Source organism: Acidovorax sp. LjRoot118, assembly GCF_964253575.1.
Classification (GTDB): Bacteria; Pseudomonadota; Gammaproteobacteria; order Burkholderiales; family Burkholderiaceae_C; genus Acidovorax.
In genome coordinates, this window is sequence record NZ_CAXURB020000001.1 from 1827368 (window position 1) to 1841323 (window position 13956).

A 13956-nucleotide genomic window follows, 5' to 3' on the forward strand; every position below is an offset into this window, starting at 1 on the left:
TCAGTCCGCCAGTGCGCGGGTGACCACCTCGCGCACGTCGTTGCTCAGGTCGGGGCGCGTGGCCACGCGGGCGATGGCCTCGCGGGCTGCGGTGCGCCAGGGTTCGGCCAGCTTCTTCCAGCGGTCGAGCGCACGCGCCAGCCGGGCGGCGACCTGCGGGTTGATGGCGTCGAGCTCGATCACGCGGTCGCTCCAGAACACGTAGCCTGCTGCATCGCTGCGGTGGAAGGCACCGGGGTTGGCGCTGCAATAGCTGAAGATCACGCTGCGAGCGCGGTTCGGGTTCTTCAGGCTGAAGTCCGGGTGCTGCATGAGCTGGCGCACGGCCGGCAGCACGTTGCCGCCCTTGTCCGGCGCGCCGGCCTGCAGCGCAAACCACTTGTCGATGACCAGGGGCTCGTCCTTGAACAGCGCGTGAAAGCGCGCCAGTGCGGCTGCCGCATGCGCGCTGCCGCTGGCCACCAGGGCCGTGAGCGCGTTGAAGCGGTCGGTCATATTGCTGGCCACCTTGAAGCGCTGGTAGGCCTTGCCGGGCCACACTTCGTCGCCGGTACGCTGGGCGGCGATGCACAGCATGTGCAGCGCCATGCCGCTGAGCGAACGGCGGCCGGACGATACCGGGTCGGGGCTGTAGCCACCGGTGTCCTGGTTCTGCTCCCAGGCCCATTCCCAGTCGGCCTTGAGGGCCAGGGCGAGCTGCTCGCGCATGCCTTCGCGCACGGCGTGGATGCGCTGCGGGTCCACCACGTCGAGCTGTTCGGCGATGTAGGTCTCCGACGGCAGTGTCAGGACCAGTTCCTTGAAGGCCGCGTCCAGCGCCGGGTTGCGCAGCACGCTGCGCAGCGCGTCGACCACGGCGGTGGGCAGAATGTCGCCGCTGGTGGGGCCGCTGCCGATGATGGCATAGATGGCGGTGCGCAGCGCCAGGCGCTGCCCGGCTTCCCAGCGGTTGAAGGCGTCGGTGTCGTTGGCCAGCAGGGTGAGCAGCTGTTCGTCGGTGTACCCGATGTCCAGCACCACGGGGGCGGTGAAGTCGCGCAGCAGCGAGGGCACGGGCTCGGCGTCGAGTCCGGTGAACACCAGGGTCTGGCTGGCTTCGGTCAGCACCACGGTGCGCGATGGTGCGCCGGCCGTGTCTTCGCCCTGCAGTTGCAGGGGCAGGGCAGCGCCTTCGTGCGTGAGCAGGCCCAGACCGACGGGGATCACGAAGGGCAGCTTCTCGGCTTGGCCCGGCGTGGGGGCGCAGCTTTGCGCCAGGGTCAGCGTATAGATGCGCGCGGCGGCATCGTAGCTGCCCGTGGCCTTCACGCGCGGCGTGCCGGCCTGGCTGTACCAGCGCTTGAACTGGGGCAGCAGGCGCGCCAGGTCACTGGCGGGGTTGGCGTCGGCAATGGCCTGGGCGAAGTCGTCGCAGGTCACGGCCTGGCCATCGTGGCGCGCAAAGTACAGCTTCATGCCCTTGGCGAAGCCTTCGCGGCCCACCAGGGTGTGCATCATGCGCACCACCTCGGCACCCTTTTCGTAGATGGTGACGGTGTAGAAGTTGTTGATCTCGATGTAGCTGTCGGGCCGCACCGGGTGGGCCATGGGGCCTGCATCCTCGGGGAACTGGGCGGTGCGCAGCACGCGCACGTCCTCGATGCGCTTGACGGCGCGGGCCGAGGGGCTGCCGGCCAGGTCTTGGCTGAACTCCTGGTCGCGGAACACCGTGAGGCCTTCCTTAAGGCTCAGCTGGAACCAGTCGCGGCAGGTGACGCGATTGCCCGTCCAGTTGTGGAAGTACTCGTGGCCCACCACGCTCTCGATGTTGGCGAAGTCCACGTCCGTCGCGGTCGATTCGCTGGCCAGAACATACTTGGTGTTGAAGATGTTCAGGCCCTTGTTCTCCATGGCGCCCATGTTGAAGTCGCTGGTGGCGACGATCATGAAACGTTCCAGGTCCAGCGGCAGGCCGAAGCGCGCCTCGTCCCAGGCCACGCTGGCCATCAGCGAGTTCATGGCGTGCTCGGTCTTGCCCAGGTCGCCCGGGCGCACGTACACCTGCAGCAGGTGGTCGGTGCCCGAGCGGGCGCGGATCTTCTGCTCGCGCGCCACCAGCTTGCCCGCCACCAGGGCGAACAGGTAGCAGGGCTTCTTGTGCGGGTCCACCCATTGGGCGAAGTGGCGGCCGTCTTCCAGGTCGCCGCTGTCCACCAGGTTGCCGTTGGACAGCAGCACCGGGTACTGGGCCTTGTTGGCGCGCAGCGTGACGGTGTAGCTGGCCATCACGTCCGGGCGGTCCAGGAAGTAGGTGATGCGGCGGAAGCCCTCGGCCTCGCACTGCGTGAAGAAGGTGCCCTGGCTCACGTACAGGCCCATCAGGTACGTGTTCTTGGCCGGGCAGCAGGTGGTGAAGATCTCGAGCGCGAAGGCATCGGTGCCGGTGGGCAGGTTCTCCAGCACCAGGCGCGAGCCCTCCATCTTGAACGAGGTGCCCTGGCCGTTGACCAGCACGCGCGCCAGGTTCAGGTCCTCGCCATCGAGCTTCAGGGGCTGTTCGGCCACGTCGGGGTTGCGGCGCAGCGTCATGCGGTTGAGCACGCGCGTCTTGGCCGGGTCCAGGTCGAAGGTCAGCTCGACGCTGTCGATCCAGTAGGCGGGGGCGGTGTAATCCTCGCGGCGGATGGCAATGGCCGGTCCCGCGCCGCTTGCGTCTGCGTTAGGCGATGGCAACATGGATGCGCTCCAGAAAGTCGGTGTTCATGAGTTCGTGGTAGTCACGCACGGCGGCCAGCACATGCGGGCCCGCCAGTTCCTGCGCGCTGTGGGTGCTGCACACGGCCACGGCACGCATGCCCGCGCGGCGTGCGGCTTCGATGCCGAAGGGGGCGTCTTCAAACACGATGCAGCGCTCGGGCGCGGCACCGATGCGGCGCGCCGCTTCGAGAAAAATCGCAGGCTGTGGCTTGCCGGGCAGGCCCTCGTCGCCGCGCACGATGGTCAGCGGCTCGGGCTCCATGCCCAGGCGCGACATCGCGAAGGCCACGTTGTGGATGTCGCCTGCCGTGCCCACGGCCAGCTTGTAGCCGCGGGTGGAAGCCTGTGCCGCGAAGGCGCGAAAACCCGCCACTTCGGTGAAGGCGGGGCCGAACAGCTCGCGGTAGATGTCTTCCTTCTCGCGTGTGAGGGCGTCGGCCTCGGCCTGCTCGACCTCGCGCTGCAGCAGCTCGCGGATGCACTCGGTGCCGTTGCGGCCCGTGGTGCGGGCCATCAGGTCGGGCACGTCGATGGCCATGCCGCGGCGCCGCGTGAACTCGACCCAGGCCTTGGCGTGCCAGGGCATGGAGTCGATCATGGTGCCGTCCATGTCGAAGATGAAGGCCTCTACGGCAATCGGGCTGCCGCGCGGGGCCGTGGCTTCGACGGTGGTGGCGGCTGCTGCGTCGCGCTGCATCACACGCCCTGCTTGAGCGAGGCTTCGATGAAGGCGTCCAGGTCGCCGTCCAGCACCTTCTGCGTGGCCGAGATTTCCACCCCGGTGCGCAGGTCCTTGATGCGGCTGTTGTCCAGCACGTAGCTGCGGATCTGGTGGCCCCAACCCACGTCGGTCTTGGTGTCCTCCAGCTTTTGCTGCTCTTCCTGGCGCTTGCGCATCTCGTGGTCGTACAGGCGCGAGCGCAGGCGCTGCCAGGCGATGTCGCGGTTGCCGTGCTGGCTGCGGCCGTCCTGGCACTGCACCACGATGCCGGTGGGCATGTGCGTCAGGCGCACGGCCGAGTCGGTCTTGTTGATGTGCTGGCCGCCCGCGCCCGATGCGCGGTAGGTGTCGGTGCGCACGTCCGAGGGGTTGATGTCGATCTGGATCGAGTCGTCGATCTCGGGGTAGACGAACAGGCTGGCAAAGCTGGTGTGGCGCCCGCCCGATGAGTCGAACGGCGACTTGCGCACCAGGCGGTGCACACCGGTCTCGGTGCGCAGCAGGCCGTAGGCGTACTCCCCCTCGACCTTGATCGTGGCGCTTTTGAGGCCGGCGATGTCGCCCGGGGTTTCTTCCTCGACCGTGGTCTTGAAGCCCTTGCGTTCGGCGTACTTGAGGTACTGGCGCAGCAGCATGCCGGCCCAGTCGCAGGCCTCGGTGCCGCCGGCGCCGGCCTGGATGTCTACAAAGCAGTTGAGCGGGTCGGCCTCGTGGCGGAACATGCGGCGGAACTCGAGCTGCTCGATCTCGGGCTGCAGCTTGGCGGTTTCGGCCTCGATGGTCATCAGGCCGTCTTCGTCGCCGTCTTCCTTGCTCATGTCATAGAGCTCGGTGTTGTCGGCCAGCTCGCGCGTGAGTCGTTCCAGCGTGAGCACCACGCCGTCCAGCGACTTCTTCTCTTTGCCCAGTTCCTGGGCCTTCTTTGGATCGTTCCAGACCGAGGGGTCTTCGAGCGATGCGTTGACGGTTCTCAGGCGTTCGAATTTGGCATCGAAGTCAAAGATACCTCCGTAACTCTTGCGTGCGCACGGTCAGGTCGCTCAAGGTGTTGCCGATGAGGTTGATGCGTTCTGCGTCCATGGTGGTGTCTGGTAGGTGTGTTCTGTAGAGGGTGACAAGGCTGAACAGGCCCCTGGTGCACTGCGCTGTGGGCGCACGCAAGGGGATGACCCGCACTGGGGCGGGGTGGTTCAGCATCGCCCGAATCGGCCATTTTCTCATGGATGGGCAGGGAGGCCTGCAATGCCCCTTGCCCTTGTGAAAACGGCCGCAGAACAGGGCCGCAGGATGGCTCAGCCTCTCAGCAAGACAGGTGCCCTTCGATCAGCCGCGCCACCGCTTCGGGCTGGTCATGGTGCAGCATGTGGGCGGCGTCCTGCACCACGGCCGTGCGGCAATTGCGCACGTGGGTCAGGCGCTGGTGGTATTCGCCCAAGTCGTAGCGGCCCTTCCACCACTGGCCCAGGCTGTCGTCGCTGGCCTCCACAGCCAGCACTGGTGCGGAAATGCGCTCGTACAGGGCCAGTGCCTCGTCCAGCCGGTACAGCTGCGAGCTGGTGATCTTGTGCGCCGGGTCGCCCAGGATCTCCCAGCGGCCCTCCCCATTGGGCTCGGCCCAGTGCCGGGCCAGCCAGTCGGCCTTGTCCTGCGAAAGGCGCGGGTTGGTCTTCATCAGGCGCTGGGCCACGCCGTCCACGCCATCGTAGGCCTTGAGGGCCATGTCGCCTGTCTGCAGCTTCTTGATCTCGTCGATCCACTGGGCATAGCGCTTGGGCGCCTGGTCGGGTTTCGTGGCGGGCATGCCGAAGCCCTCCAGGTTGACCAGGCGGCGGATGCGCTCGGGCCGCACGCCCGCATACATCATGGCGATGTTGCCGCCCATGCTGTGGCCCACCAGGTCCACCGGCTGGTCGCCCACGTAGTGGTCGAGCAGCAGGTCCAGGTCGGCCAGGTAGTCGGGAAAGGTGTAGTGGTCGCAGGGCGTGGGCACTTTGCTCAGGCCGAAGCCGCGCCAGTCGGGGGCGATGATGTGCCGGCCATCGGCGAACGCGGCCGAGAACGCATCCACCACGAACTGGTAGGAGGCGCCCACGTCCATCCAGCCGTGCACCAGAACCAGCGGGGGCCTGACCTTGTCGCTCGATGCCTCGCCCCAGTGGCGGACGTGGTAGTTCAGGGTGCGGATGGGGACGAACTCGCTGCGCGAGGTGCGGACGGTGGAATACATGGAGAGCAGCGGGGTGAAAGGGTGAACAGGCGTTGCTGCTATGGTACGTCGGCAGCCTGGCGGTGGTGGCTGCGGGGTTGTCGCATTGGCGCCTGCCGAGCCATGGGTATGGAAATTGCTGAGGTTGACGCAAATCAAAGCGGTACGCTCCGATGCGTGCTGCGCCCCCACCCACGCCGAGGTCCTGCCTGATGGTTCCCATGTCTGCCCTGTCCCTGGATCTGTCGGCGCTGCAGCAGCGCCCGCTGTTCACGTCGGACCTGCGGGTGGATTCGCACGACCTGGTGGCGCGCGAGTTCTCGGACCATGGGCTGAAATGGTGCGGCGGACCGGTGGCCACCTCGCTGTCCAAGGTGCGGGTGCGCCAGCTGCAGCTGTTCATGCTGCAATACGGTGCGGAGGTGGAGATTCGCCCGCGCCCCTTCGACGACTTCGTACTGGTGCACCTGTCGCTTTCGGGTACGGCCGAGATGGTGTCCGACGGCGTGCCCATCCGCCTGCCTGCAGGCGCCGCCGCGCTGATCGCGCCGCGCCACAACCTGCACATGCGCTGGCAGCAGGGCGCGCGCCAGCTCATCCTCAAGGTGCCGTGCCAGTTGCTGCGCGCCTGGGCGCCCGAGTCGCTGGTGGGTGATTCGACCTTTGTTCACCCGCTGCTGCCGCTGAGCGCAGGGCAGGGCCAGCAGTGGCACTTTCTCATGCAATCGCTGCTGCACGTGAGCCAGCAGGCGGTGGAGAGCACCGCGCATGCGCGCTGGGTGGACCACATGGAGAGCAACGTGGCGCTGTTCCTGGCCTCCTGCGCGCAGAGCGTGCCCGTGCCTGCGGCGCCCATGGTGCCCTTGCTGGACGCGGGTGCCGGCAACCCCTTGCCAGGCGCACATGGCGATGTGCGCCGGCTCGACCGGCTCGACGCTTACATGCGCAGCCGCCTGTGCGCGCCCGTGGCGCTCGAAGACCTGGCGCGTGCCGCCGGTGTCAGCGTGCGCGGCCTGAACATGCTGTGCCAGCGCCACCATGGCGAATCACCCATGGCGCTGCTGCGCAACATGCGGCTCGACGCGGTGCGTGCGCGCCTGCAGGAGCGCCCCGGCCACTGCGTGACCGATGCGGCGCTGGAGTTCGGCTTCGGCCACCTGGGCCGCTTTTCGAGCTACTACCGCGAGCGCTTCGGCGAGCTGCCGAGCCAGACCAGCTTCAATTGAGCGGGCGCCACTGCACATTTGCAAGAACCGGACAGGCCCGCAGCGCCGCGTGCCGATACTGGATAGCGGGGCAGGGCGAGCGTTTCTAGCATGGAGGCATAGCAATCGAAGAGGTCTCGTCCATGTCTGAAATCCCCGTCGTCGAAGTCGCGCCACCCGTTTCGCTCAAGGCGCAGCGGCAGGTATTCTTCCCGCAGTCCGATGGCTCCAGCGTGCCCTACCGGGTGTTCAGCTCGCAGGAGGTGTACGAGCGCGAGCAGGAGCGCATTTTCCGCGGCCCGGTGTGGAGCTTTCTGGGGCTGGAGGCCGAGATCCCGAACGTGGGCGATTTCAAGTCCACCTTCGTCGGCGACACGCCCGTGGTGGTCACGCGCACGGCCGAGGGGCTGGCCTGCTGGGTCAACCGCTGCGCCCACCGGGGCGCCATGGTCTGCCGCGAAAAGCGCGGCAACGCCGCCAGCCACACCTGCGTGTACCACCAGTGGAGCTTTGCCGCCAACGGCGACCTGCAGGGCGTGCCGTTTCGCCGTGGCCAGAAGGGCATGGTCGGCATGCCCAAGGATTTCAAGACCGAAGAGCACGGCCTGCAGAAGCTGCGCGTGGACAGCTACAAGGGCCTGCTGTTCGCTACCTTCAGCGACGACACGCCGCCGCTGCCCGAGTACCTGGGCGAGCAGATGCGCCCGTGGATCGACCGCATCTTCCACAAGCCCATCGAGTACCTGGGCTGCACGCGCCAGTACTCCCAATCGAACTGGAAGCTGTACTTCGAGAACGTCAAGGACCCCTACCACGCCAGCCTGCTGCACCTGTTCCACACCACCTTCAACATCTTCCGCGTGGGGATGAAGGCGCGCTCCATTCCCGATGCGACGCATGGCCTGCACAGCATCATCACCGTGACCAAGCCCGAGGTGGAGACCGACACCGCCGCGGCCTACAGCGCGCAGAACATCCGGTCCATGGACGAGGGCTTTGCGCTCGAAGAACCCGCGCTGCTGGGGCAGATCCAGGAGTTCGATGAGATGACCACCAACCACATCCAGCCGATCTTTCCGCAACTGGTGGTGCAGCAGATCCACAACACACTGGTGGCGCGCCAGCTGCTGCCCAAGGGGCCGGGCAACTTCGAGCTGGTGTTCCATTTCTTCGGCTATGCCGACGACACCCCCGAGCTGCGCGAGCTGCGCATGCTGCAGGCCAACCTGGTGGGGCCTGCCGGCTACATCTCGATGGAGGACACCGAGGCCACCGAGCTGGTGCAGCGCGGCACCGCGCGCGATGGCGACAAGCACTCCTACATCGCCATGGCGCGCGAGGCGCCCGAGCAGATGGACACCGTGATCACCGAGAACCTGATCCGCCGCTTCTGGGTGGGTTACCAGGCACTCATGGGCTACTGAGGCACCGCACACCATGACCACGATGACCCCCCCCACCGCCCCCGTCGCCATCAGCCGCCAGGAGCGCCTGCAGCTGTGGAACGAACTGCTGGAGCTGCAGCACCGCTACGTGAGCGCGCTCGACAACAACCGCCTTGAAGAGTGGCCCGGCTTCTTCGTCGAGGAAGGCCGCTACGAGATCATCCCCAAGGAGAACTTCGACGCCGGCTTTCCCGCGCCCATCATGTACTGCCGCAATGCTGGCATGCTGCGCGACCGCGTGCTCTCCCTGCGCAACGCCAACATCTTCGAAGACCACGTGTACCGCCACAGCACCTCGGGGCTGGTGATCACTGCCGTGAAGGACGGCGTGGTGCACACCCAGTCGAGCTACGTGGTGGTGATCACCGGCACGGCTGGCGAGTCCAGCGTCTACCAGGCCGGTACGTACCTCGACGAGGTGGTGCTGCACGAAGGCGAATGGCGCTACCGCAGCAAGCGCGTGGTCTACGACACCTCGCGCGTGGCCACCTTGCTTGCCACCCCCATCTGAGGATCAGCGCCATGCAGACAACGACCGACAACGCACTGGAACAGGGCGCGGTGGACACCGCCGACGCTGCAGCTGCTGCAGCAGCAATGGTGGCAGCCTGGCACGACGTGGGCGAGCCCGAGGACTTCCCGGACGGTGCCGTGTGGCCCGTGGTGGTCGATGGCCTGCCCGTGGCGGTGTTCCGCGACGGGGAGGGGCTGTTCGCCCTGTACGACCTGTGCACCCACGGCGCCGCCAAATTGTCCGACGGCTGGGTGGAAGACGGCTGTGTGGAATGCCCCTTGCATCAGGGCACCTTCGACATCCGCACGGGGGCGCCTTGCAGGGCACCGGTCACCGAAGCGGTGCGCACATTCCCGGTGCGCGTGGTGGCAGGGCGTGTCGAAGTGGGGCTTTGACACCCGCATCCGCAGCGCTCCCGGTTTTTTGGTTTTCCTTTTGTTGATGGATAAGGATTGAAGATGGCACAACTCTCCCGCACCTCGCTTCGCAACCGGCTCGAAGTAGTCGCTCTGGCCGCACTGGCCACTTTGGCGGCCTGCGCAAGCTTCACAGCAACGGCGCAGCAGGGCCCCATCAAGGTCGGCATGGCGCTCGACATTTCGGGCCCGTTCTCCGGACCCGGTGCCGACGCACGCGATGGCTTCAATCTGGCCATCAAGCAACTGGGCGGCAAGCTCGGTGGCCAGCCGGTGGAGTTCGTGCAGACCGACATGGCCGGCAGCCCCGACCAGGCCAAGCAGCTGGTGGACCGCTTCGTGCAGCGCGAGAAGATCGACCTGTTCACCGGCCCCATCGCCTCCAATGTCGCGCTGGCCGTGGCACCCACGCTGTTCGCGGCCAAGGTGCCCTACCTGTCGAACAACGCCGGCCCGAGCCAGTTGGCCGGTGCGCAGTGCAATGCCTACTTCTTCGGCACCGCCTACCAGAACGACCAGTACCACGAGGCTGCGGGCCAGTTCGCGGCCGACCGCGGCTTTGGCCGCATGGTGCTCATCGCCCCCAACTACCCCGCCGGCAAGGATGGCCTGACGGGCTTCAAGCGCAAGTTCAAGGGCACGGTGGTCGATGAGATCTACACCAAGGTCGGCCAGATCGACTACGCGACCGAACTGGCGCAGCTGCGCGCCGCCAAGCCCGAGGCCGTGTATTTCTTCCTGCCCGGTGCCATGGGCATCAACTTCATCAAGCAGTTCGTGGGGGCCGGGCTGTCCAAGGACATCATGCTGGTGACCAGCGGCTTCTCGGCTGACGAGGACATCATCGGCGCGGTGGGCGAGCCCATGCTGGGCCTGTTCAACACCTCGCACTGGGCGCATGACCTGGACAACGCGGCCAACAAGGCCTTCGTGGCCGCCTTCCGCAAGGAATACGGCGGGCGCTACCCCTCCATCTACGCTGCGCAGGCCTTCGACGTGATCAGCGCCATGGATTCGGCAGTCAAGGCCGTGGGCGGCAAGGTGGCCGACCGCGAGGCCCTGGTCAAGGCCCTGGCCAAGGCGCAGTTCCCCTCGGTGCGCGGCAGCTTCCGCTATGCCAACAACCACTACCCGGTGCAGAACTTCTACCTGCGCACCATCGGCAAGAACGCCGAAGGCCGCGTGACCAACAAGACCATCAAGACGGTGCTGGAGAACTACGGCGACGCTTTCTCCGCCCAGTGCCCGCTGAAGTGACCTTGCCACGATTGCCCCTGCGCAGCCCCTTCACGCCATGAATCCGATCCTCGTCATCGAGCAGTTGCTCAACGGAGCCGGCTATGGGCTCATGCTCTTCCTGATCGCAGCGGGCCTGACCCTGGTCTTCGGGATCATGGACGTGATGAACCTCTCGCACGGCTCGCTGTTCATGGTGGGCGCCTACGTGGCGGCCACCGTGCATGTGCACAGCGGTTCGTTCGCGGGGGCGGTGCTGGTGGCGGCGGCCGCCACGGTGCTGGTGGCCGTGCTGCTGGAGGTGACGCTGATGCGCCGCCTCTACGGGCGCGACCACCTGGCTCAGGTGCTGGCCACCTTCGGCGTGATCCTCGTGGCCGACGATGCGGTGAAGATGGTCTGGGGCCCATCGCCCGTGATGGCGCCCACGCCCGCCCTGCTGTCGGGCCCGGTGGAGTTGATCGCCGGCCTGCCTTACCCCTCGTACCGGCTGGTGGTGCTGGCGGCCGGGGTGCTGGTGGCGGGCCTGTTGTACCTGCTGGTCAACCACAGCCGCGTGGGCATGCTGGTGCGTGCGGGGGCATCGGACCGCTGGATGGCCGAGCTGATGGGTGTGCGCGTCAAGCGCGTGTTCAGCGGCATCTTCGTGCTCGGCGCGGCGCTGGCCGCCCTGGCGGGGGCCCTCATGGGCCCGCTGATGGCCGTGCAGGTGGGCATGGGCGAGGCCATCCTGATCCCGGCACTGGTGGTCATCGTCATCGGCGGCATCGGCTCGGTGCGCGGGGCCTTCGTGGCTGCGCTGCTGGTGGGGCTGGTGGACACCATCGGCCGCGCCTTCTTGCCGCTGCTGCTGCGTGCCACCCTGCCGCCCGCCGTGGCCGCCGACCTGGGGCCGCTGTGCGCCGAGGTGGCCATGTACGCCCTGATGGCGGCGGTGCTGAGCTTTCGCCCCGCGGGGCTGTTTTCTGCCAAGGCCTGAGCCACCATGTCCGCTTCCCTGACTTCTTACCTGCCTGCGGACTCCGCCGTGCCGCGCTGGCGCGGCGCAGTGCTGCCGCTGGCCTTGCTGGTGGCGCTGGCGCTGTTCCCGCTGGTGGCATCGGCCCTGGGCCTGGATTTCTACATCGGCTTCGTGCGCCGGGTGCTGGTGGTGGCGCTGGCCGCCGCCAGCCTGAATTTCATCATGGGCTTTGGCGGCATGGTGGCGCTGGGGCATGCGGGCTTCGTGGGCGTGGGCGCCTATGCGGTGGTGGTGCTCAGCGATGCGGGCGCTACCTCGGCCTGGGTCGTCTGGGGCGCTGCCATGGCTGCTGCCGCGCTGGTGGCGGCGCTGGTGGGCGCCATCTCGCTGCGCACCAAGGGCGTGTACTTCATCATGATCACCCTGGCCTTCGCGCAGATGCTGTACTTCGTGTTCGTCTCGCTGCGCAGCTATGGCGGCGACGATGGCTACACGCTGCCCATGCGGCCGGCGCTGGGCCTGGGCCTCGATGTGATGCATGAGCCCACGCTGTACTGGGTGGTGCTGGCCCTGGTGGCGCTGGTGCTGTGGTGGCTGGACCGGGCCACGGCCTCGCTTTTCGGCGCGGCGCTGGCGGGCATCCGCGACAACGAAACCCGCATGCGTGCCCTGGGCTACCCGGTGTACCTGCTGCAGCTGGCGGCCTTCACGCTGGCCGGTGCCGTCGCCGGCCTGGCGGGTGCGCTGCTGGCCACGGGCAACAGCTTCGTGAGCCCGTCGATGATGCACTGGACGCAATCGGCCACCTTGATCGTGATGGTCGTCATCGGCGGCCTGGGCCGGCGCTGGGGCGGGCCGCTGGGCGCGGCCGTGTGGCTTGCGCTCGAAGAGGTGCTCAAGCTGCACACCGACTACTGGCACATGCCGCTGGGCGTTTTGTTGATCGCCACCGCGCTGTATGCGCCCAAGGGCCTGGCGGCGCTGGCAGACCTGCGCGCAAGGAGCCCGCGATGAGCCTTTTTCAAGTGCAGGGCCTGGTCAAGCGCTTTGGCGGCCTGCTGGCCACCGACCATGTGGACCTCTCGGTGGCGCATGGCGAGGTGCATGCCCTCATCGGCCCCAACGGCGCCGGCAAGACCACGCTGGTCAACCAGATCTCGGGCCTGCTGGCGCCCGACGCGGGCCGGGTGCTGCTCGACGGTGCCGACATCACCGCGCTGCCCATGCACCGCCGCGTGGCCGAGGGGCTGTCGCGCTGCTTCCAGGTGACGCGCATCTTTCCGAAACAGAGCGTGCGCGACAACCTGCTGCTGGCCGTGCAGGCGCACAGCGGGTCGAGCTTTCGCTTTGTGCAGCCGCGCTCGCAGGCGCGCGGCCTGTACGAGACCGCCGACCGGCTGGCCGAGCGGGTTGGGCTGCAAGGCAGCATGGGCGAGACCGCCGGAGCCCTGCCGCATGGCGCGCAGCGCACGCTGGATGTGGCGCTGGCGCTGGCATCGGCCCCCAAGCTGCTGCTGCTGGACGAGCCCATGGCCGGCATGGGGCCTGACGAATCGCTGCAGATGGTGCAGCTCATCGAAACCCTGCGCAAGGACATGGCCGTGCTGTTGATCGAGCACGACATGGAGGCCGTGTTCCGCCTGGCCGACCGCATCTCGGTGCTGGTCTATGGCCGGGTGCTCACTGCCGGCACGCCCGACGAGATCCGCAACAACGCCGAGGTGCAGGCCGTTTACCTTGGTACTGAATCACTGGGCACCGAAACCCTGGAGACGACCCCATGAGTGCGCCCGAGCCATTGCTGAGCTGCCAGGGCCTGGAGGCCGGCTACGGCGTGAGCCAGGTGCTCTTCGGCATCGACCTCGCCATCGCTGCAGGCGAGGTGGTGTCCCTGCTCGGCCGCAACGGCATGGGCAAGAGCACCACCATCAAGACCCTGGTAGGGGCCTTGCGCCCCACGGCCGGCGGCATCCGCTTTGCGGGGCAGGCTACCGGGGCGATGAAAAGCGACGCCATCGCCCGCCTGGGCCTGGCCATCGTGCCCGAGGGGCGCCACGTGTTCCCCAACCTCACGGTGCGCGAGCACCTGCTGGCCTTTGCCGACCACCGCAACGGCCTGCGCGATGCCTGGGATATGGAGCGCATCTACGGGGTGTTCCCGCGCCTCAAGGAGCGCCAGAACCACCTGGGCAACCAGCTCTCGGGTGGCGAGCAGCAGATGCTGGCCATCGGCCGGGCGCTGTCGACCAACCCGCGCCTGCTCATCCTGGACGAGGCCACCGAGGGCCTGGCCCCGGTCATCCGCGAGGAGATCTGGCGCTGCCTGGCCACGCTCAAGGCCGCCGGGCAGACCATCCTGGTGGTCGACAAGTACGTGCACCGCCTGGTGGGACTGGCCGACCGCCATGTGATCCTGGAGCGCGGGCGCGTGGTCTGGCAGGGCGATTCCGCCGCGCTCAATGCCGACCGCAGCCTGTGGTCGCGCTACCTCACCGTCTAAGCCACCAAGGGTTTCC

13 protein-coding genes are annotated in these 13956 nt (G+C 67.4%); 9 read left to right on the forward strand and 4 right to left on the reverse strand.

Annotated elements, in window-relative coordinates; translation table 11 throughout:
* The 4 genes from pepN to ACSQ9E_RS08535 all read right to left on the reverse strand — a co-directional run bounded on the left by pepN (position 1) and on the right by ACSQ9E_RS08535 (position 5684).
* Complete coding sequence (pepN, locus tag ACSQ9E_RS08520; RefSeq protein ID WP_436217442.1) at positions 1 to 2715, reverse strand: aminopeptidase N; 2715 nt, start codon at positions 2713 to 2715, stop codon at positions 1 to 3.
* Positions 2699 to 3433, reverse strand: coding sequence for an HAD family hydrolase (locus ACSQ9E_RS08525; protein WP_436217443.1), 735 nt, complete (start codon positions 3431 to 3433; stop codon positions 2699 to 2701). The genes pepN and ACSQ9E_RS08525 overlap by 17 nt, the downstream gene beginning before the upstream one ends.
* Positions 3433 to 4537, reverse strand: a protein-coding gene (gene prfB, locus ACSQ9E_RS08530) for a peptide chain release factor 2 (protein WP_436178860.1) whose coding sequence is annotated in 2 segments (ribosomal slippage) — positions 3433 to 4455 and positions 4457 to 4537 — 1104 coding nt in all. Because the reading frame shifts where the segments join, the coding sequence is not laid out codon by codon here. Before prfB ends, ACSQ9E_RS08525 begins: the two co-directional genes overlap by 1 nt.
* A gap of 220 nt (positions 4538 to 4757) precedes the next feature.
* On the reverse strand, positions 4758 to 5684 hold the full coding sequence (locus tag ACSQ9E_RS08535; protein ID WP_436217444.1) for an alpha/beta fold hydrolase: 927 nt from the start codon (positions 5682 to 5684) through the stop codon (positions 4758 to 4760).
* A 200-nt stretch (positions 5685 to 5884) separates the two neighbouring features.
* On the opposite strand from ACSQ9E_RS08535, the gene ACSQ9E_RS08540 reads away from it, so the two are divergent.
* The 9 genes from ACSQ9E_RS08540 (at position 5885) to ACSQ9E_RS08580 (ending at position 13940) form a co-directional block, all read left to right on the forward strand.
* Entirely contained in the window at positions 5885 to 6889 is a 1005-nt protein-coding gene (locus tag ACSQ9E_RS08540; RefSeq protein ID WP_082604276.1) for an AraC family transcriptional regulator, read from the forward strand.
* 122 nt (positions 6890 to 7011) lie between these two features.
* Complete coding sequence (gene andAc / locus ACSQ9E_RS08545) at positions 7012 to 8292, forward strand: anthranilate 1,2-dioxygenase large subunit AndAc (protein ID WP_436217445.1); 1281 nt, start codon at positions 7012 to 7014, stop codon at positions 8290 to 8292.
* A 13-nt stretch (positions 8293 to 8305) separates the two neighbouring features.
* A complete protein-coding gene (andAd, locus tag ACSQ9E_RS08550) occupies positions 8306 to 8824 on the forward strand; it encodes an anthranilate 1,2-dioxygenase small subunit AndAd (RefSeq protein ID WP_436217446.1) in 519 nt (172 codons plus the stop codon).
* An 86-nt stretch (positions 8825 to 8910) separates the two neighbouring features.
* Complete coding sequence (gene andAb, locus ACSQ9E_RS08555; RefSeq protein WP_436220200.1) at positions 8911 to 9222, forward strand: anthranilate 1,2-dioxygenase ferredoxin subunit AndAb; 312 nt, start codon at positions 8911 to 8913, stop codon at positions 9220 to 9222.
* Between the two features lie 63 nt (positions 9223 to 9285).
* The gene (locus ACSQ9E_RS08560) at positions 9286 to 10500 is read left to right on the forward strand and encodes an ABC transporter substrate-binding protein (RefSeq protein ID WP_436217447.1); all 1215 of its coding nucleotides are present in this window, start codon (positions 9286 to 9288) and stop codon (positions 10498 to 10500) included.
* Positions 10501 to 10537: 37 nt separating this feature from the next.
* A complete protein-coding gene (locus ACSQ9E_RS08565; RefSeq protein ID WP_436217448.1) occupies positions 10538 to 11458 on the forward strand; it encodes a branched-chain amino acid ABC transporter permease in 921 nt (306 codons plus the stop codon).
* A gap of 6 nt (positions 11459 to 11464) precedes the next feature.
* Positions 11465 to 12454 (forward strand): branched-chain amino acid ABC transporter permease, encoded by a 990-nt coding sequence (locus tag ACSQ9E_RS08570; RefSeq protein ID WP_436217449.1) that lies wholly within the window; start codon positions 11465 to 11467, stop codon positions 12452 to 12454.
* The gene (locus tag ACSQ9E_RS08575) at positions 12451 to 13224 is read left to right on the forward strand and encodes an ABC transporter ATP-binding protein (protein WP_436217450.1); all 774 of its coding nucleotides are present in this window, start codon (positions 12451 to 12453) and stop codon (positions 13222 to 13224) included. The genes ACSQ9E_RS08570 and ACSQ9E_RS08575 overlap by 4 nt, the downstream gene beginning before the upstream one ends.
* Positions 13221 to 13940 carry an ABC transporter ATP-binding protein gene (locus ACSQ9E_RS08580; protein WP_436217451.1) on the forward strand — a complete coding sequence of 240 codons (720 nt, stop codon included), beginning with the start codon at positions 13221 to 13223 and terminating at the stop codon, positions 13938 to 13940. The genes ACSQ9E_RS08575 and ACSQ9E_RS08580 overlap by 4 nt, the downstream gene beginning before the upstream one ends.
* Positions 13941 to 13956: the final 16 nt, after the last annotated feature.

Bases quoted from the DNA above. Each gene is read 5' to 3' on its own strand.
- pepN (WP_436217442.1), bottom strand. From the start codon at position 2,715: ATGTTGCCATCGCCTAACGCAGACGCAAGCGGCGCGGGACCGGCCATT.
- ACSQ9E_RS08525 (WP_436217443.1), bottom strand. From the start codon at position 3,433: ATGCAGCGCGACGCAGCAGCCGCCACCACCGTCGAAGCCACGGCCCCG.
- ACSQ9E_RS08535 (WP_436217444.1), bottom strand. From the start codon at position 5,684: ATGTATTCCACCGTCCGCACCTCGCGCAGCGAGTTCGTCCCCATCCGC.
- ACSQ9E_RS08540 (WP_082604276.1), top strand. From the start codon at position 5,885: ATGTCTGCCCTGTCCCTGGATCTGTCGGCGCTGCAGCAGCGCCCGCTG.
- andAc (WP_436217445.1), top strand. From the start codon at position 7,012: ATGTCTGAAATCCCCGTCGTCGAAGTCGCGCCACCCGTTTCGCTCAAG.
- andAd (WP_436217446.1), top strand. From the start codon at position 8,306: ATGACCACGATGACCCCCCCCACCGCCCCCGTCGCCATCAGCCGCCAG.
- andAb (WP_436220200.1), top strand. From the start codon at position 8,911: ATGGTGGCAGCCTGGCACGACGTGGGCGAGCCCGAGGACTTCCCGGAC.
- ACSQ9E_RS08560 (WP_436217447.1), top strand. From the start codon at position 9,286: ATGGCACAACTCTCCCGCACCTCGCTTCGCAACCGGCTCGAAGTAGTC.
- ACSQ9E_RS08565 (WP_436217448.1), top strand. From the start codon at position 10,538: ATGAATCCGATCCTCGTCATCGAGCAGTTGCTCAACGGAGCCGGCTAT.
- ACSQ9E_RS08570 (WP_436217449.1), top strand. From the start codon at position 11,465: ATGTCCGCTTCCCTGACTTCTTACCTGCCTGCGGACTCCGCCGTGCCG.
- ACSQ9E_RS08575 (WP_436217450.1), top strand. From the start codon at position 12,451: ATGAGCCTTTTTCAAGTGCAGGGCCTGGTCAAGCGCTTTGGCGGCCTG.
- ACSQ9E_RS08580 (WP_436217451.1), top strand. From the start codon at position 13,221: ATGAGTGCGCCCGAGCCATTGCTGAGCTGCCAGGGCCTGGAGGCCGGC.